Genomic DNA, 25,524 nt, shown 5'->3' with positions numbered 1-25,524 from the left:
CCAGGAAATCGGCACCGTGGCCAAGAGCAGCGTGGCCCTGGCCGAGCGCGCCGGATCGCTGCTGGGCGAGATGGTGCCCTCCATCAACAAGACCTCCGACCTGGTGCAGGAAATCACCGCGGCTTCCGAAGAGCAGAGCGCCGGGGTCGAGCAGATCAATGGCGCCATGCTGCAACTGAGCCAGATCACCCAGCAGAACGCCTCGGCGTCCGAAGAGCTGGCCGCCACCGCGGAAGAGATGAGCGGCCAGGCCGAGCAGCTCCAGCAGATGATGGAATACTTCACCCTGAGCGGTTCGCCGGTGGCGCAGCAGGTTGCCCGTCCCGGCGCCAAGCGCTCGGGCCCGAGCCTGGCCGAGCGCACCTCGGCGCTGATCGACTCGCCCCGTCGCGCGCCCCGTGGCAGCGTGCCGGCCGGTTTCGCTCGTTTCGAGGAGCACGCCTGATGCTATTGCGCCAGTTTCTGACCTTTCAGCTCGCCGGTGATCTCTACGGCGTGAACACCGGCTGCGTGCGGGAGATCATCGAGTACGGCGCGGTCACCACGGTGCCCATGCTGCCGCCGGCCATCCGTGGCGTCATCAACCTGCGCGGCGCCGCCGTGCCGGTCATGGACCTCGGCGTGCGCTTTCGCAACGAGGTGACCGAGACCTCCCGCCGCAGCTGCATCGTGGTGCTGGAGATCCAGGTCGACGGTGGTCCCCAGGTATTCGGCATCGTGGTGGACGCGGTCTGCGAGGTGCTGGAGATCGGCACCGACGGCATCGAGCCGGCGCCGCGCTTCGGCGCTTCGATCCGCACCGATTTCATCCTCGGCATGGCCAAGCAGGGTGCCGGCTTCGTCATCCTGCTCGACATGGATCGGGTGCTGGGCGCAGACGATCTCGCCCAGCTCGCCGCCATGACGGCTGCCTGAGTCGCGAACCATGGAACTCCCCGCGCTGACCGACAGCGAATTCCGCCAGTTTCGCAGCTTCATCTTCCGGGTCGCCGGCATCAGCATGTCCGATGCCAAGCGCCCGCTGGTGAGCGGTCGCCTGGCCAAGCGCGTGCGCCAGCGCGGCACGCCCAGCTACGACGCCTATTTCCAGCTGATCCAGCGCGACCAGGCCGAATGCCAGATGGCGGTCGATCTCCTGACCACCAACGAAACCTACTTCTTTCGCGAGCCCAAGCACTTCGACTTCCTGCGCGAGCAGGTGCTGCCGAATTGGGACAGGCGCCAGCCGCTGCGGCTGTGGAGCGGCGCCTGCTCCTCGGGAGAGGAACCCTATACCCTGGCCATGACCCTGGCCGAAGGACTGGGCGAGCGCCCCTGGGAAATCGTCGCCTCCGACCTCAGCACCCGGGTGCTGGCCAAGGCGCGCAATGCCCAGTATCCGCTCGCCGAAGCCGAGAACATCCCGCCGGCGCTGTTGCGGCGCTACTGCTTCAAGGGCGTGGGCGACAACGACGGTACCTTTCTGGTGGATCCGCGCCTGACCGCGCGGATCGCCTTTCGCCAGATCAATCTGAACAATTCGCTACCGGAGCTGGGCACCTTCGACATCATCTTCCTGCGCAACGTGATGATCTACTTCGACGTGCCCACCAAGCGCCAGGTGGTGGCCCGTCTGGTGCGCCATCTGCGACCCGGTGGCTACTTCTTCGTCAGTCATTCCGAGAGCCTCAACGGGGTGACCGACGCCTTGAAAATGGTCAGCCCTTCCATCTATCAACGTCCGCTCTAGCCATGGCAGCCGCGCCGGAGCTGTTCCTGCGTCCTGGCGACTGGTATTTCGGCCAGGGCGAGGTGCGGATCCGCACTATCCTGGGCTCCTGCGTATCCTTCGTCTTCTGGCATCCGCGGCGCCGTCTCGGCGGCATGACCCATGCGCTGTTGCCCAGGCGTCAGCGCGCCGCGCCCGGTGCGCCCGCTGACGGCCACTATGTCGACGAATCCCTGCAGTTGCTACTGGGGGCGATCGCGCGCCACGGCGGTGACCTGCCCGGTTATCAGGTGCACCTCTACGGCGGCGGCAACATGTTTCCCCAGCTCCTGCGCGAGCGCGTCCGCAGCATCGGCGACGTCAACGTCGAGACGGCGCTGGCGCAGCTGGCCCAGGCCGGTATTCACGCGGTGCGGACCCATGTCCGCGGCGCCGGCCATCGCAAACTGTCCCTGGACCTCGTCGACGGCCGGGTGCTCATGCAACAGGTGGAGCTACCCTATGTTCCGCCGCTTACGAGACTTACTCCATGAACAAGATCAAGGTCCTTATCGTCGACGACTCCGCCGTGGTGCGGCAGGTGCTCGCCCAGAGTCTCGCGGAGGATCCGGCCATCGAGGTGCTGGGGGTCGCCGCCGACCCGGTATTCGCCCAGGACAAGATGCGCAAGCAGTGGCCCGACGTCATCGTGCTGGACGTGGAGATGCCGCGCATGGACGGCATCACCTTTCTCAAGAAGATCATGGCCGAGCGCCCGACCCCCGTGGTGATCTGCTCGACCCTGACCGAGAAGGGCGCCGCCACCACCCTGCAGGCCATGGCCGCCGGGGCGGTCAGCATCGTCACCAAGCCCCAGGCCAATCTCAAGCAGTTCCTCAAGGACGCCTCGGACGACCTCACCAGCGCGGTCAAGGCCGCTGCCCGGGCCAATCTCAAGCGCCTGGCGCCCCGAGGCGTGCCGGTGGTGCCGACGCCCAAGCTCAGCGCCGACGCCATCCTGCCGGCCGGCGGCAGCCCGGCCATGGCGCGCACCACCGAGCGCATCGTCGCCCTGGGTACCTCCACTGGCGGGACCCAGGCCCTGGAAGCGGTGCTGACCTCGTTGCCACGGGTCTGCCCGGGCATCGTCGTGGTCCAGCACATGCCCGAGCGCTTCACCGCCGCCTTCGCCGAGCGCCTGGATCGCCTCTGCGAGCTGGAGGTGCGCGAAGCCCGGCATGGCGATCGGGTCCTGCCGGGGCGGGTGCTGATCGCGCCGGGCGGTCGCCATATGCTGCTCAAGCGCAGTGGTGCCCAGTATCAGGTGGACGTGGTCGACGGTCCGCCGGTGAGTCGTCATCGCCCCTCGGTGGATGTGCTGTTCCGCTCGGTGGCGCGGGCCGCCGGCAGCAATGCCCTGGGAATCATCATGACCGGCATGGGCGACGACGGTGCTCGCGGCCTCAAGGAGCTGCGTGACGTCGGCGGCCGTACCCTCGGCCAGGACGAAGACAGCTGCGTGGTCTACGGCATGCCCAAGGAAGCCATGAAGCTCGGCGCGGTGGAGCAGGAAATCGGCCTCGGCCAGATCGCCGCCGCCATTCTCAAGGGCGGGGTCTAGACGAACTTGCGGGGCAGGCGGGACTCCAAGCGCGAGCACGCGAGGAGAGCCCCATGTTCGACATCTGCCAATGGATCAATGAACCCGAGACCTGGCTGGCCGAGCCCGAGCGGCTGCGGGTCATCACCGATCGCCACAGTAACTTCTGGCGTCAGACCCACGACGGCGCCGAGCGCCACAGCGGCCACTTCTTCGGCGCCCGGGTCACCAGTGGCTTCACCGCCCAGCTGCGAGTGGCGGCGCGCTGCAAGAACCAGGGCGACCACGCCGGGCTGATGGTGCGGATCGATGAGCAGCAGTGGCTGCGCGTCGGCATCGGCTACTTCGACGATACCCCCCAACTGCTCAGCGTCCTGACCCTGGGACGCTCGGACCTGGCCGTGGGCGCGCCCCTGGGTGAGCGCGAGGAGGTGTGGCTGAGGGTCACCCTGACCCAGGGCACCCTGCGGGTCCAGGCCTCGTTCGACGGTCAGCGCTGGCCGCTGCTGCGCCTGGCCAGCCTGCCAGCGGCTGCGGAATACCGGGTCGGCCCGGTGTGCGGCACCCCGGAGCGGGGCGGCATGGAAGTGGCGTTCAGCGAGTTCAGTCTGCAAGCCCCGTTGCAACGAGGCCTGGCCGATCTGAGTTGAAGCGGGGAAGGGGGGCTCAGCCGACGGTGACGGGGGGCAGTTCGACCTGTTGCACCTGCACCGCCTTGCGCGGCGCGACCACCTTGGCGACGCCGTCGACGACCTTGTCACCGTGCTGGTTGAACACCCGGGTCGCCAGATTCACGCGAAACTTCGGCAGCTTTTCCAGCACCTCGATTTCCACCGTCAGGGTATCGCCCAGCTTGACCGGCTTTTCGAAAGTCATGGTCTGGTCGACATAGAGGGTGCCCGGTCCCGGCAGGTTGCAGGCCACCGCGGCGCTGATCAGGGCGCCGCTGAGCATGCCGTGGGCGATGGGCTCGCGAAACAGCGTCTTGGCGGCGAAATCGGCGTCCAGGTGCAGCGGGTTGCAGTCGCCGGAAACGGCGGCGAACAGCAGCACGTCACGCTCCTCGATGATGCGGGTCACGGTCACCTTCTGGCCGACTTCGAGGGCTTCATAAGGGATGTTTTCGGTCAGGCTCATGAGGCGCTCCAGCAGCTGTGACAAGGCGGCGGACGCCGCGAAGCCGGGCATTCTACCCAGCCTCGCCGCCGGAGGCTAATCGCCTCCCAGAAAAGCCGGCAGAAAGAATGACCGCAATTGACCATATGGTCATTAGGTGACGTTCAGGGCGGATATTGATGCTGTTGCGGGCTAGGCAAAACTGCTAGGCTCGCAGGGCCGGTTCAGCGCTGATCACGGCACGCCAACGAACAATAACCATAGAGCGGGAGCGGGCTGCATGATGCCGAATTTCTGGAGTGACAAATATCCCGAGGGCATCCAGACAGACATAGACCTGGACCGTTATCGCAACGTCCTGGCGGTATTTCGCGAGGCCTGCCAGACCTACGCCGAGCGCCCGGCGTTCAGCAATCTGGGTCGCACGCTGAGCTACCGCGAACTCTATGAATTGTCCGGCCAGTTCGCCGCCTATCTGCAGAAGCACACCGACCTGCAACCCGGCGATCGCATCGCCGTGCAGATGCCCAACGTGCTGCAGTACCCGGTGGTGGTCTTTGGCGCCATGCGCGCCGGTCTGGTGGTGGTCAACACCAACCCCCTCTATACCGCGCGTGAGATGCAGCACCAGTTCAAAGATTCCGGCGCCCGGGCGCTGGTCTGCCTGGCCAACATGGCGCACCTGGCCGAACAGGTGCTGCCGCAGACCGATATCCGCCACGTCATCATCACCGAGGTCGGCGACCTGCTGCCGACCTTCAAGCGCCTGCTGGTCAACGCCGTGGTCCGCCATGTCAAGAAGATGGTGCCGGCCTATCGCATTCCCCATTCCATCCGCTTCGTCGATGCCATGACCAAGGGCGAGCACGTCGATTTCGTCGACGCCGATCCGGCGGCAGAGGACGTCGCCGTGCTGCAGTACACCGGCGGCACCACCGGTATCGCCAAGGGCGCCATGCTGACCCACCGCAATCTGGTGGCCAACATGCTGCAGTGCCAGGTGCTGATGACCAAGTACCTGGGCGGCGGTGCCCAGGTCATGATCGCGCCGCTGCCGCTCTACCACATCTATGCCTTCACCATTCACTGCATGGCCATGCTGATCCAGGGCAACCACAACGTCCTGATCACCAATCCGCGCGACCTGCCGGCGTTGGTCAAGGAACTCAGGCAGTGGCGCTTCAACGGCTTCGTCGGTCTCAACACCCTGTTTGCCGCCCTGTGCAACAGCGAGGATTTCCGCCAGCTGGATTTCTCCCAGCTCAAGGTGACCTTTTCCGGTGGCATGGCGCTGCAGCAATCCGTGGCCCTGCGTTGGGAAGAGGTCACCGGCTGCGGCATCTGCGAAGGCTACGGCATGACCGAGACCAGTCCGGTGGTGAGCTTCAATCCGCTGGAGCGTCGCCGGCTGGGCACCATCGGCGTGCCGGTGCCGGGCACCGACTGCAAGGTGGTGGATGCCGATGGCGTGGCCCAGGGTTTCGACACCCCCGGCGAGTTGTGCGTCAAGGGCCCCCAGGTCATGAAGGGATACTGGCTGCGCCCCGAGGCCACTGCCGAGGTGCTGGATGCCGAGGGCTGGCTGCATACCGGCGACATCGCCGTGATCGAGCCGGATGGTTACCTGCGCATTGTCGACCGCAAGAAGGACATGATTCTGGTGTCCGGCTTCAACGTCTATCCCAACGAGCTGGAAGAGGTGCTTTCCCAGCTGCCCGGGGTGATGCAGTGCGCGGCCATCGGCATTCCCGATGAGGTGGCGGGGGAGAAGATCAAGGTCTTCGTGGTGCCCAAGCCCGGTGCGTCCCTGACCACCGAGCAGGTGCTCAAGCACATGCACGACAACGTCACCGGGTACAAGCGACCCAAGCTGGTGGAATTCCGCGACAGCCTGCCGACCACCAACGTCGGCAAGATCCTGCGTCGCGAACTGCGTGACGCCGAACTCAAGAAGGCGTAACAGGACGCCACTACGTCCCCTGCGCCGCTACCTCTCGTCGACTGGTAGCGGTGCCGCTGGTTTCCAAGCATGGTTTTCGCAAGAGGTTCGGGTATAAACCGCAGGCGGCATTTTGCCGTCATCTCTCCGACCTCTTTCCTTGAGGACACACCATGCGAATTAGCGTACGCCAGGCCTTGCTGGGCCTCTTCCTGCTGGGCTCCAGCGTGCTCGGTCAGGTCCAGGCCGGTGAACCCATCCGCGTCCTGTTCTTGGGCAACAGCTACACCTTCGTCAACGATCTGCCGGCAATGGTCCGTCAGATGTCCGTCGAGGCCGGTCAGTCGCGTCCGCTGGACGTCAAGCATGTGACCTTCAGCGGCGCCAGCCTCGAGGAACACTGGAAGCGCCACGACGTGCAGGACGAGCTGGCCAAGGCCAACTACGACTACGTGGTGATCCAGGATCACAGCATGATGCCGGTGAAGAATCCGGACCTCACCCGTCAGTACGTACGCCTGATCGCCGACCTGGCGCGCAAGGACGGCGCCCAGCCGATCCTCTACCTGACCTGGGCCCGGCAGAATAACCCGACCATGCAGGCGCAACTGGACAGCGTCTACACCCCCCTGGCCAAGGAGACCGGCGCGCTGCTGGCCCCGGTGGGCCAGGCCTGGCAGAAGGCCCTGGCCGATCAGCCGCAGCCGGGGCTGTTCCTGCCCGACGGCAGCCATCCGTCCTTTACCGGCACCTACCTGACCGCCTCGGTCTTCTATGCGCTGATCTACGGCACCCGTCCGCCGCTGCCGGCCGCCGGCGAAAAGATCAAGTTCGATCACGCCGATCCCGCCGATCTGCAACAGGACGCCTGGAAGGCCCTGCAGTCCCTGGACATGGCCCTGCGCACGCCGCCGGCCAAGCTGAACGTAGCCAGCGTCCAGGCCAAGCGCTAATGCGCTACCGCCCCTGCGCGACCAGGCGTCGCGCAGGGGCAGGCAACCCGGCGGTTTTCCACCCGCCGTTCTTGTAAAGCCCCGCCATACACCCCAACTCTTTTACACTTACCGGTCCAAACGACCGCCGTCGAAAGAGTTTCATGACCGATACCCCCTCCGTTGCCCGTCTCGCCGCCAACCTGGATCAGGCCTTCAACGCCGATCGCCATCGCCTGCGGCGCCAGCTCCAGGCCCTGCAGAAACAACCTGATCCCATCCGCGAAGCCCAGTGGCTGGAGCGTTTCCAGGCGTCCTGCGCCAAGGTCGAGGCGCGGCGTGCCAGCGTGCCGCGCATCCGTTACGACGACGCCCTGCCGATCGCCGCCAAGCGCGAGGAAATCAAGCGCGCCATCGCCGGCCATCAGGTGGTGGTGATCGCCGGCGAGACCGGTTCGGGAAAGACCACCCAGCTGCCCAAGATCTGTCTGGAACTGGGCAGGGGGGTGCAGGGGCTGATCGGCCACACCCAGCCGCGCCGCCTGGCGGCGCGCAGCGTGGGCGCCCGGGTGGCGGAAGAACTGGGTTCGCCGCTGGGCGAACTGGTCGGCTATCAGGTGCGGTTCGAGGATCAGAGCACCGATGCCACCCTGATCAAGCTGATGACCGATGGCATCCTGCTGGCCGAAACCCAGCATGACCGCTTTCTCGAACGCTACGACACGATCATCGTCGACGAGGCCCACGAGCGCAGTCTCAACATCGACTTCCTGCTGGGCTTTCTCAAGACTCTGCTGCCGCGTCGCCCCGATCTCAAGCTGATCATCACCTCGGCCACCATCGATCTGGAGCGCTTCTCCAGGCATTTCGACGGCGCGCCCATCGTCGAGGTGTCCGGGCGGACCTATCCCGTCGAGACCTGGTACCGCCCGCTCAGCGCCGAGGTGGATGAAGACGGCGAACGGCTGGTTGACGATCTCTCGGTGGACCAGGGCATCCTCCAGGCGCTGGACGAGATCGAGGCGCACGAGCGCAGTGTCGGTCAGCGCCCCGGCGATGTGCTGGTGTTCCTGCCCGGCGAGCGCGAGATCCGCGATTGCGCCGAGGTCCTGCGCAAGGCCCAGCTGAAATTCACCGAGGTGCTGCCGCTCTATGCGCGGCTGACCCCGGCCGAGCAGCAGAAGATCTTCCAGCCGCGCCCCGGGCGCAAGATCGTGCTTGCCACCAACGTCGCCGAGACCTCGCTGACCGTGCCGGGCATCCGCTACGTGATCGACAGCGGGACCGCGCGCATCAGTCGCTACAGCTACCGCGCCAAGGTCCAGCGACTGCCCATCGAAGCCATCTCCCAGGCCAGCGCCAACCAGCGCAAGGGTCGTTGCGGCCGGGTTGAGCCAGGCATCTGCATCCGCCTCTTCAGCGAAGAGGACTTCCTCGGTCGCCCGACCTTTACCGATCCGGAGATCCTGCGCACCAACCTGGCGGCGGTGATCCTGCAGATGCTGCATCTGCGCCTCGGTCGCATCGAAGATTTCCCCTTCATCGAGCCGCCGGATGGCAAGGCGATCAAGGACGGCTTCACCCTGTTGCAGGAACTCTCGGCGGTCGATGTCGAAGGCCGCCTGCTGCCCCTGGGTCGGCAACTGGCGCGCCTGCCCGTCGATCCGCGCCTCGGCCGCATGCTGCTCGAAGCGACCGAGCAGGGCAGTCTCGCCGAGGTGCTGATCGTCACCAGCGCCCTGTCGGTGCAGGACCCGCGCGAACGCCCGGCGGACCGCCAGACCCAGGCCGATCAGGCCCATGCCCAGTGGAAGGACCCGGATTCCGACTTCGCCGCCCTGGTCAATCTCTGGCACGGCTTCGAAGAGCAGCGCCAGGCGCTGGGTTCCAACGCCCTGCGCAGCTGGTGCCGCAAGCACTTTCTCAACTACCTGCGGCTGCGCGAATGGCGCGATGCCCATCGCCAGCTGACCCTGCTGTGCCGCGAACTGGGACTCCAGGTGCGCAAGGCCGAAAGTCCAGCGCCAGCAGCCGCGGAGGGCACCCACAAACCCGCGCCGACCACTGACAAGCACATCAACGCCAAGGCCCAGCAACAGGCCGAGGCCAGCGAGGCGGCGGTGCGTGCCCGCGGTTACGCGGCGCTGCACAAGGCCATTCTCGCCGGCCTGCTCAGCCAGATCGGCCAGAAGAGCGAAGACGGCGACTACCTGGGCGCGCGCCAGCGGCGCTTCTGGATCCATCCCAGCAGCGTCATCGGTCGCAAGAAACCCACCTGGATCATGGCCGCGGAACTGGTGGAGACCACCAAGCTGTTCGCCCGCATGGTGGCCAAGATCGAGCCGGACTGGATCGAGCCGGTGGCGGGGCACCTGGTCAAGAAGACCCATCTGGAGCCGCACTGGGAGAAGAAGCGTGGCCAGGTGGTGGCCTATGAGCAGGTCACCCTCTATGGCCTGATCGTGGTCGGTCGTCGCCCGGTGCACTTCGGCCCCGTAAATCCGCCCGCTGCCCGCGAGCTGTTCATCCGCGAAGGCCTGGTGCGCGGCGAGATCAACAGTCGCGCCAAGTGCCTGGCCGCCAACCGGGCGCTGCTGGAGCGGCTGGACGAACTGGAAGCCAAGGCCCGCCGCCGCGACATCCTCGCCGACGAGGAAACCCTGTTCGACTACTATGCCGCGCGTCTGCCGGCGGACGTCTACCAGACCGCCACCTTCGACAGCTGGTATCGCCGCGAAAGCGCCAAGCAGCCCGATCTGCTGATCATGCGCGAGGAAGACGTCCTCGCCCGTGAAGCCAGCGAGGTGACCGCCGCCCAGTATCCGGACACCCTGCGCCTGGGCGAGTTGACCCTGCCGCTGTCCTACGAATTCGACCCGACCCATCCGCGTGATGGCGTCACCCTGCGGGTGCCGGCGCCGCTGTTGCCACAGCTGCCGCCCCAGCGCCTCGACTGGCTGGTGCCAGGGTTGCTCTATGACCGCTGCGTGGCCCTGGTGCGCAACCTGCCCAAGGCCCTGCGTAAGAACTTCGTCCCGGTGCCGGATTTCGTGCGCGCGGCGCTGGACAAGATCCCCTTCGGCGAGGGCTCGCTGCACGAGGCCCTGGGACGCGAATTGCAGCGCATGACCGGTGCCCGCATCCCCGACGAAGCCTGGCCGGAGGCCGAAGCCGGCCTGGATCCGCACCTGCGCATGAATCTCGAGGTGGTCGATGCCCAGGGCAAGCCGCTGGGCGAGGGCCGCGATCTGGCCGAGGTGACGGCGCGCTTCGCCCAGGAAAGTCAGGCGGCCCTGGCGCTGCCGACGCAGAAGCGCCAGGAGCAGCGCCCGGTGGAGGCCAAGGCCTTCGCCGAGGTGGCGGCCAAGACCCAGCAGCAGGTGGCCGGCCTTTCCATGACGGTCTATCCGGCGCTGGTGGACGAGCAGGGCACGGTGCGCGAAGGCCGCTTCGCCACCCAGGCCGAAGCCCGCCTCCAGCACCGCCGCGCCCTGCAGCGACTGCTGCTGCAGCAACTGGCGGAACAGGCCAAGTTCCTGCGCGGCAAGTTGCCCGGGCTCACCGAGCTAAGCTTGCTGCACCGCGAACTGGGTCGACCGGAGGCGCTGGTGGAAGACATCCTGCTGGCCAGCCTGGACGCCACCATCCTCGCCGACGACGCCGAGCTGCCCCGCGATGGCGCCGGCCTGGCTTCACTGGCCGAGCGGCGCAAGGGCGGCTGGACCGAGCAGGCCGAACGCATCGCACGCCTGACCCTGGAGATCCTCAAGCTCTGGCATGGCCTGCAGAAGAAATTCAAGGGCCGCATCGACCTGGCCCAGGCGGTGGCCCTCAACGACATCAAGGCGCAGCTGGGTAGCCTGGTCTATCCCGGGTTCGTCCGCGATACGCCGCTGGAATGGCTCAAGGAGTATCCCCGCTACCTGAAGGCCATCGAGCAGCGCTTCGACAAGCTCGGCAGCCAGGTGCAGCGCGATCGTGTCTGGAGCGGCGAGCTGGCCGGACTCTGGGAGCAGTATCGTGCCCGCGCCGCCAAGCATGGCCAGGAAGGCAAGCGCGACGCCAATCTGGAGCTCTATCGCTGGATGCTGGAAGAGTATCGGGTGTCGCTCTGGGCTCAGCAGCTGGGGACGCGGATGCCGGTATCGGACAAGCGGCTGCACAAGCAGTGGAGCCAGGTGGAGGCCTAGCGGCCATCCATCGGCGGCGCCGCTTGGAAGATATTCGCGCGACCGGCCGTAAATCTCTGAGCCGCGTTGTCTGGTCGGCAACCTGGCGGTACGGCTGGGCGCGCGGTGGAGCGTCTTTCAGCGTGGGTTGGCGCCCGCCGCCCGTCGTCCGTCCACTGTCCGGGCGACGACCACGGCTTCTGGACGGGCAACCATCCCGCCATTGGCAGGCCATGCGCAACGGCTGGCGCGGGTGAGGCTGAGCTAACGCGGCAAAACCTGGCGCAGCGATCCGCCCACATCCGGCAGGTCCATGTCGATGCGTCGCCAGTAGCCCTCGGCGAAGCTGTAGAAGGCGAAGGCGATCAGGCCCAAGCCTACCACCGAGAGGACCAGTCCGCCGAAGGGCAGATTCTGCAGGCCGTTCAGGGCGTCCTTCATGCCCGGCGGATGCAGCGCCTGGTAGCGCGAACCGCTGACCACCAGCAGGACGGCGATCTCGACGAAAGCCACGCCCCGAGCGATCAGGCCGAAGCGACCGATGGGCCGAATCAGGCGCAGCTGTTCGGGACTGGCTTCGAGATACCGCTCGAAGCTGGCCTTCCAGCCCTTCACGAAATGGGCGAGGCCCACCCCCAGAGGGATCAGTGCGGCGACGTAGACCAGCAGATTGGAATAGCGCCAGCCGAGGATCATTTGCAGCAGGTCGTTGGTTTCCCCACCCGAACCACCGCCCTGTCGCAGACCGCTGATCAGCAGGCCCAGGGCGAAGAAGGCCAGGGCGCCGTAGGTGATGCCGCCTACCAGCAGGCCGGCGCGGATCACCAGGCCCTTGGGCTTGCTGCCATGGTCATCGACATCACGTATGGCCTGAAGAATACGCCAGGCCGCGAAGGCGATCAGACCTACCACCACCAGGCCGACCAGAAAGTGGCCGAAGGGTTGGGCGAGCAGGGCTTCCAGGCTGTCGTGGCTGTCCGCCGGCTGGCCGGAGCCGCGTGCGGCGAGCAGCGCCAGGACGCCGATGATGAGATAGACGAGACCACGAGCGGCATAGCCGCCGCGAGCCAGCAAGGTGAGTCCGGTACGAGTGTGCATCTGTTATGCCCTGTTACATTCTGCCTTGTACTGACCGGTGGCCCGCGTGCGGGTTCTAATGGCCGGACGGACGTTCTCCGAGGACTGGCAGCGAGCGGGTTTTGGCCTTAGGCTCGCACCCTTTGCTCCGGCGACCGGTTCATGGACAAAGCGCGACTGCTTCCCCTCATTCTTCAGGCCCTGGAAGCCGACCGCGAGGTCATCAGCCAGCAATTGGCGGCCAGCCACGAGGCGGCCACCCACAGCGAAAGCAAGGCCGAGAACAAGTACGACACCCGCGGTCTGGAAGCGGCCTATCTGGCGGATGGCCAACGCCGTCGCCTGCACGAGATCGAGCTGGCCCTGGCGGCCTACCGGGCGCTGACACCCGTGGCCATGAACGACGGCATTCGCATCGGTGCTCTGGTCGAGTTGACCACCGCGACGGCCAGCCGCTGGCTGTTCCTCGGCCCGGATGCGGCAGGACTCAAGGTTAAGCTGGATGGCCACGATGTCCTGGTGATCTCGCCCCGCGCACCCCTGGGTCAGGCATTGCTGGGGCGGGAGGAGGGCGATGAGGTGGCGGTGACCGTGGAAGGCAAGGTACACCGGCAGGAGATCCTGGCGGTGTTGTAGTGGCTACTTCTCGGTCGACGGGCTATCGCGGCCGTGGCGGTCCGCCGATGCGGCCGCTCCTACAGGTACAGATGCAACGGTAGGAGAATTGTCTTTATCGCACCTTATCGCGGCCATGGGCCGCTCCTACAAAAGCATCACCTCCTGTAGGAGCGGCCCATGGCCGCGATGATTGTGCTCAAGCACTCAAGTTTCCACCCCTTCCACCGCTTTGCCTGCCCTGGCCGGTGGCGTCTCTTCCCGCTCTTTGGGCCGGTGCTGATCCAGCCAGGCGCGGCCCTGATTCTGGGCCTCGTCGACCTTCCTGTTCAGCTCGTCGAGCGTTCCACCGAGGGTTTCCCGCGCCTGTTCGCGAGCGGCTTCCTCCACCTTGGTGGCGAAGCTGTCCGCGGCCTTCTCGGCACTGTCGCAACCACCCAGACCAAGTAGCAGGAGGATGCCAGCGAGTCCGAGGATGGCTCTGGTAGTCATGGTCGTCCGCTCCTTCACGAAGGCTTGTTCAGGGAGTCGCGCGGCTCATGACCGGCAGCGGTGGGCTTGGCCTCGCTGCGGGTCTTGTACAGCGATACCAGCACGCCACCGGCCAGCAGGCCCAGGGTCACGCTCAGGGAGATCGCCGGGGGGATCTTGCCGATGATGCCCACTAGAAAGATCTTGCAGCCGATGAACACCAGCACCAGCGCCAGGGCGTACTTGAGATAGGCGAAGCGATGGATCATCGCCGCCAGGGCGAAGTACAGGGCGCGCAGGCCAAGGATGGCGAAGACGTTGGAGGTGTAGACGATGAAGGGATCCTGGGTGATGGCGAAGATCGCCGGCACGCTGTCCACCGCGAACACCAGGTCGGCGCACTCGATCACGATCAGCGCCAGGAACATCGGCGTCACCCAGAGCGCCGTCTTGCCGCTGGCATCGGGCTGGCGCACGAAGAAATGCTGGCCGTGCAGCTCGTCGGTCACTCGCAGCTTCTTGCGCAAGAATTTGATGAAGAAGTTGTCGTCGAGCTTGGGCTCTTCGTCCACCTTGGCGAACAGCATCTTGACCCCGGTGATCACCAGGAAGGCGCCAAAGACATAGAGGATCCAGTCGAACTGATGGATCAGGGCGGCGCCCAGGCCGATCATGATGGCGCGCAGTACGATCACCCCGAGAATGCCCCAGAACAGCACCCGGTGCTGGTATTCCCGAGGGATGGCGAAGAAGCCGAAGATCACCGCCATGAGGAAGACGTTGTCCATGGACAGCGATTTCTCGATCAGGAAGCCGGTGACGTAGTCGAGGCTGGCATCGGCGCCCTTGAGCTGCCAGACGAAGAGGGCGAACAGCAGGCCCGCGGTGATGTAGCCCGCGGACAGCAGCAGGCTCTCCTTGACCTCGATGGGCTTGTTCTCCTTGTGGAGGACACCCAGGTCGAAGGCCAGCAGGGCGATGACGACGGCGAAGAAGGTCAGCCACATCCAGGTGGCGGTGCCGAGGAAGTCGGCGAAGAAGAATGCATGCAGGGCGTTCATGAGCCCCTCCTTAGTCAAGTTTCAAGACTATGACTCGACATGGCGGCACATACCGTCAGAGGGGCCCGGGTCACCAGGACAGGATTTCGAACTCGCGCACATTCGGCAAGGATTGCAGTTTTACAAAATGCAACCGCTCTAAGTCAGGCTTCTCTGGAGGAATGGTGGCCGGTGATCAGCCAGCGGCCGTCGATCTGCTCGAAGGTGAAGAGAAAGCGTGCGGGCACACGGATGACCTGCTCGCCATCGCGATAGTGGAAGATATAGAGGCCGCCGACCACCACGGTGCTGAGTTTGCTGCTGACCCTCTTCTTGAAGATCTCCACGTTGCACACCAGCCCCTCATTGGCGAGGAAATTGCGGAAATATTCCCGCCGGCTGTCCTCGCAGTCCCGTACCTCGTTGGAAAGCGTCGGCACCAGGATGGCGTCGGGCGCATAGAGCGCGAGAATGGCTTCCACGTCGCGGGTGGCGACGGTCGCCGCCCAGGTGTGCAAGGCGGCCTTGGCGCCGGCGAGGCAGGCGATCTCTTCGTTGGAGCGAGCAGACGCGTGGGTAGGACTGGCAACGGACATAGCGTTATCCTCAGGCGAACTTGAAATTGTTATAATATAACAATGTGTCCTGAGTGAGTATGAGGCGTGGTCAGATCGTCAGGGTATGACGCCGGTCGGGGAGATCCGGGTCATGACGGGGAGGCGTCGCCGCCGGCAGCCGGCGACGGCAGAGGGGTGCGGCTCAGCGATTCTCGATCTTCGAGCGCAGCGGGATCTCTTCGCGGGAGTCGGTCTGGCTCACCGGCTGGCCGACCATCTCTTCATAGACCGCGGGCTGGGCGATGAACAGGCGCACCTCCTTGACGTCGTCGAGGATACGCCGGGCTTCTTCCACCGAGGCTACGTGCAGGGTGGCACCCTTGTCGTCGGCGACCGGTACCGAGGTGCCTTCCACCAAGGCATGGATGACGTAGGAGCCGCCTTCCATGGACACCAGGTTGACTTCCTTGACCGCGCCGGCCTTGACCTGCTGATTCAGCTCTTTGACATTCATCGAGACACCTCGGTTATCACGCTAACGAACCCTGCGCGGCGGCAGGGGGGGTAGGGATTCGAGGCGGGAGCAAGGGTGGGAGTTCCGGTCACTGCCATTGCCGTACCGCCTCTTGAAGGGTAGCGCGCATTTCCTCGGCGAAAGCCAGAGCCAGGGTGCCAGCCGGGCGGTGATCTGCCAGCAGCAGGTAGCTGGTGAAGCGGATCGCCGGCTGGAAAGGCCGCCAGTCCAAACCGGCATGGAGATAGTCCTGAGCCACCAGCGGGCTGACGATGCTGACGCCCAGACCAAGGCCGACCATGGCACAGATGGTGGCGCCATAGGGCGTCTCCAGATTCAGTCGACGTCGCTCCACTGGCTCTTGAAAATGGCGGTCGATGCGCGTGCGAGTGCTGTCGCCCGGAACCAGCGAGATAAATTCCTCGCCGACCAGGTCCGCAGGCGTTACCCGCTCCAACTGACTTAGGCCGTGGCCACGCGGGAAGACACAGACGCCAGGCACGTCGCTGAGCAGCTCTGCCGTGATCCCCGGCAATTGTTCGCCTACATAGGATGCAAGTCCCAGATCACAGAACTGCGAGGCTACCCAGTGCGCAACCGTCGGCGAATCGCTGGTGTGGATGGTGATGGCGGCGTGTGGATAACGCTCGCGAAAGCGCTGCACGACCCGAGGTAGCAGGGTAAGTGACAGCGAGGGTACCGCGGCGAGGCGCAGGCGCCCGGTACCGCCCTGGGCGATGGCGCGCGCCGAGGCTTGCAAGCTGTCCAGACCCACGAAGGCGCGCTCGACATCGCGGAACAGCGCCGCGCCTTCTTCGGTGGGCAGCAGGCGGCCCGCAATACGCTCGAACAAGCGGAAACTGCAGCTGCGTTCCAGCTGGGCAATCAGCCGGCTGATATTGGGTTGCGAGGTATGCAGGGCGTCGGCCGCTGCGGTCATGGAACCAGACAGCATGGTCGCGCGAAAAGCCTCCACCTGTTTCATGTTCATTCGACTACCCATATCAGATCCGTATGGCTGCCTAGCGTATTGGCATTTGCCAGCATGGCGCCATAAGTCTTACAAAAGAACCAAGGCGCTATGACCGCCAGGCACCGACGACCCACGCTGCATCTTCCGATCTGCCCTCATAGTTCTGTCTCCGGCTGCCGCCGGCGGCAGTCACCTTTCTTCTAGGAGGCAACATGTCGTATCGCGCGTTTTCCGCAGCCGTTCTGGCGCTCGGTCTTGTCAGCTTCGTTCAGGCTGCTCCCTTGCCTGCCGTGCCCGCCGCGCTCACCGAGGCCGGCGTGCTGCGCGCCGGAGTACGCTGCGATCAGCCACCTTATGGCTATCAGGACACCAACGGCGATTTCGCCGGCGTGGAGGTGGAGATGTCCCGCCAGATTGCCGAGTGGGCCCTGGGTTCGCGGGACAAGGTTAGCTTTACCTGTGTGACCGCCGAGAATCGCGTGCCGCAGCTGCTCGGCCGCAAGGTGGATATGTTGATCGCCACCCTCGGGGTGACCCCGGAGCGGCAGCGGGTGATCGATTTCACCACTCCCTACCGCTGGGGTGCCAGCGATGTACTGGTGCGCAAGGATAGTGGCATCGATTCCATCGCCGCCCTCCGGGGCAAGACCCTGGCTACGCTCAAAGGCTCAGTGCAGGCCAAGTGGTTCGAGGACCATGAGCCAGAGGTCAGAACGCTGCGCATGAATAGCGCTGCCGACGCCTTGCAGACCTTTCGCCAGGGTCGCGTCGATGCCTATACCCATGATGCCGCGACCCTGGTGGTGGTGACCGCTCATGACGATAGCGTCCGGCTGGTGGGTGAGCCTTTCCAGATTTCCGATGCGGCCATTGGCGTGCGCAAGAATGAGGCGCAGTGGCGTGACTATCTCAGCGCCGCAGTGGCGCGGATGCATGAGGAACACCTGTTTCGCCCCTGGGTAGAGCGACTGGTCCCGGAAAACATTCGCAGCTACTACTTGAGCGTATTCGAACAGCCGCGTCCCGCGGAGAGCCTCTAGGAGCGCGGTCATGGATTTCGACCTCGACTATCTCATGGCCCAGTGGCCGGCGTTGCTCGACGGCCTGGTGATGACGCTCAAGGTTTCGCTACTGGCGATTGGACTGTCTCTGGCGATAGGCGTCGTCGGCGGCGCGGTGCGGCTGTTTCGCGTCCCGCTGCTGGCACAGCTGGCCACCCTTTATGTCGAGGTGATCCGCAATACGCCGATCCTGGTACAGCTGTTTTTCATCTTCTACGGCCTGCCTGCGGTAGGTCTGGGCCTGTCACTGTTCTGGTCGGGAGTGCTTTGTCTGTCGCTCTGGGCCGGTGCCTATCAGGTCGAGAATCTGCGTGGCGGCCTGGCCACGGTGGAACGGGGCATGCGCGAGGCAAGTCTGGCGCTTAATCTAAAACCCTGGCAGTACTTCTGCCTGATCGCCTTGCCCATCGCCGTGCGCACGGCCTTGCCGGCGGTGCTTAATACCGCCATCTCGCTGTTGAAGAACTCTTCCTACCTGCAGGCGATCGGGTTGGCCGAGCTAACCTTTGTCGCGGTGGATCGCATCGCCACGGATTTCCGGGCCCTGGAGATGTTCAGCGCCATCTGTGTGCTCTACCTGGGGCTGGTAGCGGTGCTCGCGCTGGCAACTCAGCGGTTGTCGGCTCATCTGCAACGGCCGTTCCGGCAATGAGGCGCCCATGAGTTTCTTTTTGGAAAACTGGAATTTCGTGGTCAAGGGCCTGCTGATGACCCTGCAGCTGGCGCTGGTCGTGCTGCTCTTCACCACCCTGGTTTCAGTGGTGTTCGGGGTGCTGGCTACATTGCCCCAGCGCTGGCTGGGCTGGCTGATCCATGGCTATGTGGAGCTGTTCCGCTCGATCCCGTTGATCGTCAACGTCTTCTTTATCTTCTTTGGCGCGCCCCTGCTCGGGCTGGATCTGTCGCCCTTCGCCGCAGTCACCACCGGGCTGACCCTCTGGGGCAGCGCCAACGGTATCGAAATCGTCCGTGGTGGCTTGCTGGCAGTACCCCGGCACCAGTGGAAGAGTGCCTGGGCGCTGGGTCTGCCGCGTTGGCGTATCTACCTGCACATCCTGGGGCCGCAGTCGCTCAAGGCCATCCTACCGGCCTACACCGGGCTGCTGACCCTACTGGTCCAGGCTACCTCCCTGGGCGCGCTGGTTGGAGTGGGCGAGTTCCTTAAGACCGGTCAGACCCTGATCGAGCGTACCACCATGATGACCGGCACCAGTCCCGCCTTCACCGTCTATGGCACGGTGCTGCTCGTCTATTTCGTCATCTGCTCACTACTCAGCTGGCTCAGTCGCTACCTCGAGCGGCGCCTGGGTCGTCCGCTGACCCGTAATCCATCCTAGAGAGGCATCCCATGCAAGAATCCAAGGTCAGCCGTCGTCTCCGGGAGGCCACCGCGCCCGAGGTCTGCGACTTCATCTACGCGCCGCGCCTGGCCGGTTTCGCCGAAGGCTTTCCCTATCTGGGCGACGTCAACAAGGCCCATGTGGTGATGCTTGCCGAGCAGGGCCTCATCGACCGCGCCCAGGCCGCAGCCCTGGCCCGCGGTATCCTCGAATTGGAGACGGCAGGTCCGGGGGCAGTGCCGCTGGATCCGCTGCGCGAGGATGCCTACTTCAACTACGAGGCCGCGCTGATCGAGCGCCTGGGCGCAGATATCGGCGGTCGCCTGCATATCGGTCGCAGCCGCAACGACATCCTCGCCACCCTCGACCGTCTGCGGGCGCGAGATGTTCTCGGCGAGGTGCTGGAGACGCTGCAACAGGTCCGGACGACTGCCTTGGAGGGCGCGGAGCGCCATGCCACCACGGTGATGCCGGGACATACCCATTTGCAGCCGGCGCAGCCGATCACCTATGGCTTCTATCTGGCCGGCGTGGCCCAGGCGCTAGAGCGGGACAGCCTGCGCCTGGCCGCAACCCTCGACAGCATGAATCAGAGTCCGCTGGGCGCAGCAGCCTTCGCCGGCACCCCCTTCGCCATCGACCGGGCGCGCACCGCCGATCTGCTGGGCTTCGACAGCTACCTGGACAACGCCTTGGACGCTGTCGCCTCACGAGATTTCATCCTCGAAGGCCTGTCCCATCTGAGCCTGCTGGCGGTGTTCTGGAGTCGGGTAGCCCAGGATTATTTCGTCTGGGCTACCCACGAATTCGGTCTGGTGGAATTTCCCGATAGCGTCGCCGGTACCTCCAGCATCATGCCGCAGAAGAAGAATCCGGTCGTGCTGGAATACCTCAAGGGCCGCAGTGGCCATATCGCCGGACTGCTGATGGCTGCCACCATGACGGTCAAGGGCACCCACTTCAGCCACAGCGGTGACGCCAATCGCGAAGGCACCCGTGGATTCTGGGAGGCCGCGGAAGAAACCCTGCGTTGCTTGCGGCTCCTGGACCTGGTGCTGCGCACGGCTGAACCGGATGCCGTGCGCGGACTGGAGCGCAGCGCCCGGGATTTTTCCACCGCCACGGGGCTGGCCGATCTCATCGTATGCGAGGGCGGACTGTCGTTCCGCGAGGCGCACCATGTGGTGGGCGCCGTGGTGCGCCAGGCGTTAGATGCGGACCTGCCCGCTCACGCCATCGACAGCGCCATGCTCGACCAGGCTGCCCAGGCGGTGATCGGCCGGCCCCTTGGGCTGGATGCTGCCCAGGTCAGCGAAAGCCTGGACCCCACTGCCAACGTCGCCTCGCGGCAATCGCCGGGAGGCCCCGCCGAGCCTGCGCTCATGCGGACCCTGGCGGCTGCGCGGGCACGTCTTACCCTGGAGCGGGAGCGGCATGCAGCCCGGCGTGCGCGGCAGGTGCAGAGTCAGGCGCGCCTGGATGCCAACCTGCGGGCGCTGACCCAGTGAGCTCGCTGCTGAAAGTACGGGGGTTGACCAAGAGCTTTGGCGAACAGCAGATCGTCCGCGGGGTGGACTTCGACGTCACGGCCGGTGAAGTGGTGGTGGTGATAGGTCCCAGCGGCTCTGGCAAGTCGACGCTCATCCGTTGCCTCAATAGCCTGGAGGAGCCCTCGGCCGGTACCGTGGAGCTGGACGGTATACCGGTGCATGCCGGCGACCGTCGCGCCCTGGCGACCCTTCGCCAGAAGGTAGGAATGGTATTCCAGGACTACACCCTGTTCCCGCACCTTTCGGTACTACGCAACCTGACCCTGGCGCCCGTCAAGCTGGGACGCCTCAGCGCCGCCGAGGCCGATCGCCAGGCGCGGGCGTTGCTGGAACGGGTAGGTCTGGTGCACAAGGCCGATGCCTATCCGGCGGAGCTGTCAGGCGGCCAACAACAGCGAGTAGCTATTGTTCGGGCATTGGCCCTGCAGCCGCAACTCCTGCTGTTTGACGAACCGACCTCGGCACTGGATCCGGAGACCGTCAACGAGGTATTGGCAATCATGAAGGACCTGGCGCGCGAGGGCATGACCATGATCGTGGTGACCCACGAGATGGGTTTCGCCCGTGAGGTGGCGGACCGGGTGCTGTTCTTCGACGGTGGACGCATTCTGGAGAGCGGCGCACCAACACAGCTGTTCGGCGCGCCACAGGAGCCGCGCACCCGACAGTTCCTTGCCAACGTGCTGCACTAGTACCCGGTCATTTCCAGGTAGCCCACCCCCTTGGCGCTGCCCTCCACCCTGACCGGACCTTCCCAGTAGGGCGTGCCCAGGGCCATCCAGGCATCGGGATTGACTGCCGCGATATGCAGATCGAGCTGCTGCCCCGGCAGGGTGATGGACCAGCGTACCGGCACCTCGCGTCCGGCGACCCTGTGGGTGGACTCCGGCGCCAGGCGGATATCGCCGGGATGCAGGGGCTGGTTGTGGCCGTCGGCACCGATCAGGTTGCCGAACAGATAGTGCTGGCCGTCGGCCTGGCGCAGCCGATAGAGCATCAGTTGGCGACCGTCGTCCAGGTGCAGGGAAAACCAGTCCCAGCCGAGCTGGTCCGCGGCCAGGTGCTGGCTGCTCCATTCGCGATCCAGCCAGGCCAGGCCCTTGACCGGCACGCGCCGGCCTTCGATCTGCAGTTCGCCCTGGGCCTGGAAGAACGGCTGGCTGTAGTAGTAGGACGCCTGGCCGCTGGCGGATTTGCGACTCACCCCGCCTTCGCCCTGGAGCACCAGCGGGCCGGTGGCGACGAGATTCAGCCGGTAGGCGAAGCCCGGACCCTGGGCCCGAACCTCGGCGCGTCCGTTCAGGTCTCCGCTCAGCCGCCAGTCGTCGATCCAGGCGGAAAAGGGCGCGGCGGTGACCCCGGCCTGGCCGATGCCGCCGCGACCCTGGGTCTGGGCGGAAAACTGGCGGGTCTCGCTGGTAAGACCGGCATGGCCCAGCCAGAGGTTGCCGTTGCTCCAGCCGGGCTGGTCGGCGCCGGGGCGCAGGGCGCTGCGGAACAGCGTCCATTGCACGCCGTATTGATGGCCCTCGGCATCGCTGAGGTTGGCCGTGACGTACCACCATTCGATGCGGAAATCCGGGTGGGCGCCGTGATCCGCCGGGAAGGTGAAGACCTTGCCCGGCACCATCGGGGCGAAATTCTCGCTGCCCTGGCCGAGGCCGGCGAAGCCTGCGGACGGCGGCTGCTCGTCGCAACCGATGAGCAGCAGGAATGCGACCAGCAGAACCCTAGCGTTCATTACCGAGTTCTCGCAGCAGATCCAGCGGTTTACTGCGCTGCAGCCGCAGCAGGGGCCAGGCGGCCGCCAGCAGGGTCGCCAGCAGGGCAATGGCGGAGAGCGCCAGCAACTGGCCCGGAAAGACCTGAAGCGGCAATCGCCAGCCAAAGGCCTGGACGTTCACCACCGCCACCAGGCACCAGGCGAGCAGGATGCCCAAGGGGATGGCCAGCGCCAGGGTCAGCAGGGCGAGTCCCAGCAACTGGCCCAGACTGAGCAGGATCAACCGCGGACGCTCGATGCCCAGCGCCCAGAGTGGCGCGAGCTGGCCGAGACGGCGTTGCGCCTGGCCGAGCAGGGCGATGAACAGGGCGAGACCGGCCACCGCCAGGGTCAGGGCATTGAGCGCCGCGGTGGCGCTGAAGGTGCGCTCGAAGACCTGGTCGGCATAGCGCCGCAGCTGACCCTGGTCGATGGAGTGACTGGCGTCCAGCCCGAAGCGCTGCTGCAGCTCGCTGCGCAGGGCCTCTACCTGCGCCGGCGCCATGCGGACGACGATGCGCACCAGAGCGGCATCCGGCCACAATGCCCGCAACCGAGCCTGAGGCAGCAGCAGGTGGCCGCGCGGATTGCCATAGTCGGCATAGGTGGCGAGCACCGGGGCGGACCAGCGACCCTGGCTGCCCTGCAGCTCCAGCCGTTGCCCCTTGACCACCCCCAGGCGGCGGGCCAGTTGCTCGCTGAGCATCAGGCCATCCCCGGCGAAGAACGGCGTCCAGGCCTCGTCGCCGGCATCGAGCAGCGGCCAGTGTCGCCGATAGAGATCGGCGTCGAGGATACCGCTCAGGGTGGACGGCTGGCTTTGAATCCCCGTCTCCCTTTCGTACACCGGCAGTACCGCGCGCACGCTGGGTTGGCGGGGCAGCCAGTCGAGCAGGGTCGCCGCCTGGGCAGCGTCCTGAGGGCGCAGATAGAGTTCGGCGGCCAGGCGCTGGTCGAGCCAGCCATCGAAGGTGCGGCGAAAACCCTCGGTCATGCTGCCGGCGCCGACATTGGCCGCCAGGGCCAGTAACAACGCCATCAGCGCCTGGGACAGTCCGGGCAACTGCTGCCGGGCGTCGGCCAGGAACCAGCGCGAAAGTGGCCGCCGTGCCCGCTTCAGCAAGAGATCCAGCAGGGCGCTCAGCAGCGGCGGCAACGCCAGCGCGGCAGCCAGCAGGAGGCAACCCAGCAGGGCCAGGCCGCTGGCCAGGCTGTTGCCGCCCAGCCAGAGGACCAGCGCCGCCAGGCCCACCAGCAGGGCACCCAGCGCCTGGCGACGCAACCAGCGGCCATGGGCGGCGCGCCAGGCCTCGCCCTGGGCCAGGGCCAGCAGCGGTAGCCGCGCCGCGCGCCACAGACCATCGGCACCTGCCAGCAGGGCTCCACCCAGGCTGAGGGCGAGGCCGGCCAGCCACCAGGCCGGACTCAGGGTCAGGCTGCCAGCGATTTCGGCGCCGTAGAGGCCGCGCAGGCTGGCCGCCACATCGGGCAGCAACAGGGCCGCCAGAAGATAGCCGCTGGCAACCCCCAGGGCGCCCGCCACCAGGGCGATCAGCGCCAGCTCCAGGGTCAGCGCCAGCACCAGGGTCGCGGCCGACAGGCCACAGGCGCGCAGGGTTCGCAGCAGGGCGCGGCGCTGTTCCAGCGCCAGACCGGTCGCGGCATGGACGATGAACAGGCCGACGGCAAAGGCCAGCAGGCCGAGCGCCAGCAGGTTGAGGTGGAAGCTGTCGGTCAGGCGGTCCAGTTCGGCGCCCTGGTCGTTCTCCACCCGTTGCAGGTTGACCCCCTCCAGGATGGGCAGGGCACGCCGGAAGGTCTTTGGCATGATCAGTCGGGAGACTTGGTCTGGCGCGTCCAGCAGCCGCTGAGCCTGGCCGATGTCCAGCACCAGGGTACCGGGCGCCAGGCCGGGGCGCGGCTGCAACGGCGGCAGCGCCAGGCCATCGGCGCGATGCAGCACCGCGCCGGCCCGCAGCCGCCATTCACGCAGCGTTTCCGGCGCGATCCAGGTGGTCCCGGTCGGACCGAGGAAGGCGAACAGGGCCTCTGGCGGTGCGCCGGCCGCCACGCCGCGATCGCTGGGCAGGCTTACCGGTTCGATGCCCAGCAGTGGCAGGGTGCCCTCGCGCTCGGCCAGGGTCAGGCGCCCCTGCAGGACGGGCGACACCGGCCAGCCCTGGCGGCGCAGCTCGACGAATAGTGATTGGGAAAAGCGCTTGCCGTCGGGGGCTTCAAGTCCCGACTGGTCGGCGCCGAAGAGGGCGCTGGCCTGGGCATAGCTCTGGCGGGCCTGGGCATTGAGCGCCAGCACTCCGGTCAGCAGCGCGGTCGCCAGCCACAGGCCGGCGACCAGACCGGCGAGTTGCAGGGGATGCCGCCGCCAGTGACTGACCAGGCTGTGCAGACTCCAGTAAAGCAGCCTCATGGCTGGCCCACGGCTGCGCCGCCGAGACGCCCGCGTTCCAGTTGCAGGATACGATCGAGATGACTGGCGATGCGCGCGCTGTGGGTCACCATCAGCAGGCTGCTGCCGGTCTCGGCCACCAGTTCCAGCAACAGGGCGAGGGCCTGGTCGCCACTGGCTTCGTCGAGATTGCCGGTGGGTTCATCGGCGAGCAGCAGAGGTGGCCGGGAGGCGAGCGCCCGCCCCAGGGCCACGCGCTGCTGCTGGCCGCCGGAGAGCTGTTCCGGATAGCGTTCCAGCAGGGTGGCCAGGCCCAGGCGTTCGGCCAGCTCGGCTTGCCAGCGCGGATCATGGCGGCCGGCCAGCCGGGCCTGGAAGGCGAGATTGTCGGCTACGGTCAGACTGGCGATCAGATTGAATTGCTGGAAGATCAGACCGATGCCCTCGCGGCGCCAGGCGGCCAGACCACGCTCGTTGAGGCTGGCGAGTGCCTGGCCGGCGGCCTGGATCTGGCCGCGGTCGGGCCGGTCGAGACCGGCGACCAGGTGCAGCAGGGTGCTCTTGCCACTGCCGGATTCGCCCATGAGCGCCAGACTCGCGCCCCGCGCCAGGCTGAGGTCCACGCCGCGCAGGACCGGCAGTGGCCCCTGGGGCGTGGGATAACTCTTGTGCAGATCGGTGATGGTCAGCATCGCGCCTCCAGCGCCGGTCGTG

Annotated in this window: 24 protein-coding genes and 1 pseudogene; 15 read left to right on the top strand and 10 right to left on the bottom strand. The window is 66.0% G+C overall.

Going from position 1 to position 25,524, the window contains the following annotated elements:
• The 6 genes and pseudogenes from GSQ95_RS04750 to GSQ95_RS04725 form a co-directional block, all read left to right on the top strand.
• Window positions 1-445, top strand: a pseudogene (locus tag GSQ95_RS04750) (methyl-accepting chemotaxis protein); the annotation flags it as partial.
• A complete protein-coding gene (locus GSQ95_RS04745) occupies window positions 445-915 on the top strand; it encodes a chemotaxis protein CheW (RefSeq protein ID WP_158889952.1) in 471 nt (156 codons plus the stop codon). The pseudogene GSQ95_RS04750 and the gene GSQ95_RS04745, both read left to right, overlap by 1 nt.
• A gap of 10 nt (window positions 916-925) precedes the next feature.
• Window positions 926-1,729, top strand: coding sequence for a protein-glutamate O-methyltransferase CheR (locus GSQ95_RS04740; protein WP_158889950.1), 804 nt, complete (start codon window positions 926-928; stop codon window positions 1,727-1,729).
• A 2-nt stretch (window positions 1,730-1,731) separates the two neighbouring features.
• Window positions 1,732-2,241: a chemotaxis protein CheD gene (locus GSQ95_RS04735; RefSeq protein WP_158889948.1), complete on the top strand. Its 510-nt coding sequence runs from the start codon at window positions 1,732-1,734 to the stop codon at window positions 2,239-2,241.
• Complete coding sequence (locus GSQ95_RS04730; RefSeq protein ID WP_133859372.1) at window positions 2,238-3,308, top strand: chemotaxis response regulator protein-glutamate methylesterase; 1,071 nt, start codon at window positions 2,238-2,240, stop codon at window positions 3,306-3,308. The genes GSQ95_RS04735 and GSQ95_RS04730 overlap by 4 nt, the downstream gene beginning before the upstream one ends.
• Window positions 3,309-3,361: 53 nt before the next feature.
• Window positions 3,362-3,937 (top strand): DUF1349 domain-containing protein, encoded by a 576-nt coding sequence (locus GSQ95_RS04725; protein WP_158889946.1) that lies wholly within the window; start codon window positions 3,362-3,364, stop codon window positions 3,935-3,937.
• 16 nt (window positions 3,938-3,953) lie between these two features.
• Here the strand turns inward: GSQ95_RS04725 and GSQ95_RS04720 are convergent, their stop codons facing one another.
• Window positions 3,954-4,424 (bottom strand): MaoC family dehydratase, encoded by a 471-nt coding sequence (locus GSQ95_RS04720; RefSeq protein ID WP_158889944.1) that lies wholly within the window; start codon window positions 4,422-4,424, stop codon window positions 3,954-3,956.
• Between the two features lie 259 nt (window positions 4,425-4,683).
• On the opposite strand from GSQ95_RS04720, the gene GSQ95_RS04715 reads away from it, so the two are divergent.
• The 3 genes from GSQ95_RS04715 to hrpA all read left to right on the top strand — a co-directional run bounded on the left by GSQ95_RS04715 (window position 4,684) and on the right by hrpA (window position 11,464).
• On the top strand, window positions 4,684-6,363 hold the full coding sequence (locus tag GSQ95_RS04715) for a long-chain fatty acid--CoA ligase (protein WP_158889942.1): 1,680 nt from the start codon (window positions 4,684-4,686) through the stop codon (window positions 6,361-6,363).
• 152 nt (window positions 6,364-6,515) lie between these two features.
• Entirely contained in the window at window positions 6,516-7,295 is a 780-nt protein-coding gene (locus tag GSQ95_RS04710; RefSeq protein ID WP_158889940.1) for an SGNH/GDSL hydrolase family protein, read from the top strand.
• A gap of 143 nt (window positions 7,296-7,438) precedes the next feature.
• Window positions 7,439-11,464, top strand: coding sequence for an ATP-dependent RNA helicase HrpA (gene hrpA / locus GSQ95_RS04705; protein ID WP_158889938.1), 4,026 nt, complete (start codon window positions 7,439-7,441; stop codon window positions 11,462-11,464).
• Between the two features lie 243 nt (window positions 11,465-11,707).
• On the opposite strand, the gene GSQ95_RS04700 is transcribed toward hrpA, so the two are convergent.
• Window positions 11,708-12,541 (bottom strand): DUF1206 domain-containing protein, encoded by an 834-nt coding sequence (locus tag GSQ95_RS04700; RefSeq protein WP_158889936.1) that lies wholly within the window; start codon window positions 12,539-12,541, stop codon window positions 11,708-11,710.
• 141 nt (window positions 12,542-12,682) lie between these two features.
• On the opposite strand from GSQ95_RS04700, the gene GSQ95_RS04695 reads away from it, so the two are divergent.
• On the top strand, window positions 12,683-13,156 hold the full coding sequence (locus GSQ95_RS04695) for a GreA/GreB family elongation factor (RefSeq protein ID WP_158889934.1): 474 nt from the start codon (window positions 12,683-12,685) through the stop codon (window positions 13,154-13,156).
• A gap of 186 nt (window positions 13,157-13,342) precedes the next feature.
• On the opposite strand, the gene GSQ95_RS04690 is transcribed toward GSQ95_RS04695, so the two are convergent.
• The 5 genes from GSQ95_RS04690 to GSQ95_RS04670 form a co-directional block, all read right to left on the bottom strand.
• Window positions 13,343-13,627, bottom strand: coding sequence for a hypothetical protein (locus GSQ95_RS04690; RefSeq protein ID WP_158889932.1), 285 nt, complete (start codon window positions 13,625-13,627; stop codon window positions 13,343-13,345).
• A 14-nt stretch (window positions 13,628-13,641) separates the two neighbouring features.
• Window positions 13,642-14,667, bottom strand: coding sequence for a TerC family protein (locus tag GSQ95_RS04685; RefSeq protein ID WP_158889930.1), 1,026 nt, complete (start codon window positions 14,665-14,667; stop codon window positions 13,642-13,644).
• Between the two features lie 143 nt (window positions 14,668-14,810).
• Window positions 14,811-15,242 carry a DUF4440 domain-containing protein gene (locus GSQ95_RS04680; RefSeq protein WP_158889928.1) on the bottom strand — a complete coding sequence of 144 codons (432 nt, stop codon included), beginning with the start codon at window positions 15,240-15,242 and terminating at the stop codon, window positions 14,811-14,813.
• Window positions 15,243-15,405: 163 nt separating this feature from the next.
• Window positions 15,406-15,717 carry a DUF6482 family protein gene (locus GSQ95_RS04675; RefSeq protein WP_133859361.1) on the bottom strand — a complete coding sequence of 104 codons (312 nt, stop codon included), beginning with the start codon at window positions 15,715-15,717 and terminating at the stop codon, window positions 15,406-15,408.
• A gap of 88 nt (window positions 15,718-15,805) precedes the next feature.
• Window positions 15,806-16,708 carry a LysR substrate-binding domain-containing protein gene (locus tag GSQ95_RS04670; RefSeq protein WP_158891183.1) on the bottom strand — a complete coding sequence of 301 codons (903 nt, stop codon included), beginning with the start codon at window positions 16,706-16,708 and terminating at the stop codon, window positions 15,806-15,808.
• A 194-nt stretch (window positions 16,709-16,902) separates the two neighbouring features.
• On the opposite strand from GSQ95_RS04670, the gene GSQ95_RS04665 reads away from it, so the two are divergent.
• Genes GSQ95_RS04665 through GSQ95_RS04645 form a run of 5 tightly spaced genes read left to right on the top strand, consistent with a single transcriptional unit; the run spans window position 16,903 to window position 21,333 of the window.
• Window positions 16,903-17,730 carry a transporter substrate-binding domain-containing protein gene (locus tag GSQ95_RS04665; RefSeq protein ID WP_256664476.1) on the top strand — a complete coding sequence of 276 codons (828 nt, stop codon included), beginning with the start codon at window positions 16,903-16,905 and terminating at the stop codon, window positions 17,728-17,730.
• Window positions 17,731-17,740: 10 nt separating this feature from the next.
• Window positions 17,741-18,403 (top strand): amino acid ABC transporter permease, encoded by a 663-nt coding sequence (locus tag GSQ95_RS04660; RefSeq protein WP_158891179.1) that lies wholly within the window; start codon window positions 17,741-17,743, stop codon window positions 18,401-18,403.
• 7 nt (window positions 18,404-18,410) lie between these two features.
• Window positions 18,411-19,088, top strand: coding sequence for an amino acid ABC transporter permease (locus GSQ95_RS04655; RefSeq protein ID WP_158891177.1), 678 nt, complete (start codon window positions 18,411-18,413; stop codon window positions 19,086-19,088).
• Between the two features lie 11 nt (window positions 19,089-19,099).
• Window positions 19,100-20,599: an argininosuccinate lyase gene (gene argH / locus GSQ95_RS04650; RefSeq protein ID WP_158891175.1), complete on the top strand. Its 1,500-nt coding sequence runs from the start codon at window positions 19,100-19,102 to the stop codon at window positions 20,597-20,599.
• The gene (locus tag GSQ95_RS04645; RefSeq protein ID WP_305981952.1) at window positions 20,596-21,333 is read left to right on the top strand and encodes an amino acid ABC transporter ATP-binding protein; all 738 of its coding nucleotides are present in this window, start codon (window positions 20,596-20,598) and stop codon (window positions 21,331-21,333) included. The genes argH and GSQ95_RS04645 overlap by 4 nt, the downstream gene beginning before the upstream one ends.
• Here the strand turns inward: GSQ95_RS04645 and GSQ95_RS04640 are convergent.
• Genes GSQ95_RS04640 through GSQ95_RS04630 form a run of 3 tightly spaced genes read right to left on the bottom strand, consistent with a single transcriptional unit; the run spans window position 21,330 to window position 25,502 of the window.
• Window positions 21,330-22,382, bottom strand: coding sequence for a lipocalin-like domain-containing protein (locus tag GSQ95_RS04640; RefSeq protein WP_158891173.1), 1,053 nt, complete (start codon window positions 22,380-22,382; stop codon window positions 21,330-21,332). The two genes, GSQ95_RS04645 and GSQ95_RS04640, sit on opposite strands and share 4 nt — an antisense overlap.
• Complete coding sequence (locus tag GSQ95_RS04635; RefSeq protein ID WP_158891171.1) at window positions 22,372-24,831, bottom strand: FtsX-like permease family protein; 2,460 nt, start codon at window positions 24,829-24,831, stop codon at window positions 22,372-22,374. Before GSQ95_RS04635 ends, GSQ95_RS04640 begins: the two co-directional genes overlap by 11 nt.
• Entirely contained in the window at window positions 24,828-25,502 is a 675-nt protein-coding gene (locus GSQ95_RS04630; RefSeq protein ID WP_158891169.1) for an ABC transporter ATP-binding protein, read from the bottom strand. The genes GSQ95_RS04635 and GSQ95_RS04630 overlap by 4 nt, the downstream gene beginning before the upstream one ends.
• Window positions 25,503-25,524 lie beyond the last annotated feature (22 nt).

The sequence above is a fragment of the Pseudomonas sp. BAV 4579 genome (genome assembly GCF_009765395.1).
GTDB classification, from domain to species: Bacteria; Pseudomonadota; Gammaproteobacteria; order Pseudomonadales; family Pseudomonadaceae; genus Chryseomonas; species Chryseomonas aestiva.
The sequence above is the reverse complement of the archived record's forward strand: the minus strand, read 5'-3'. Positions and strand labels throughout refer to the sequence as shown.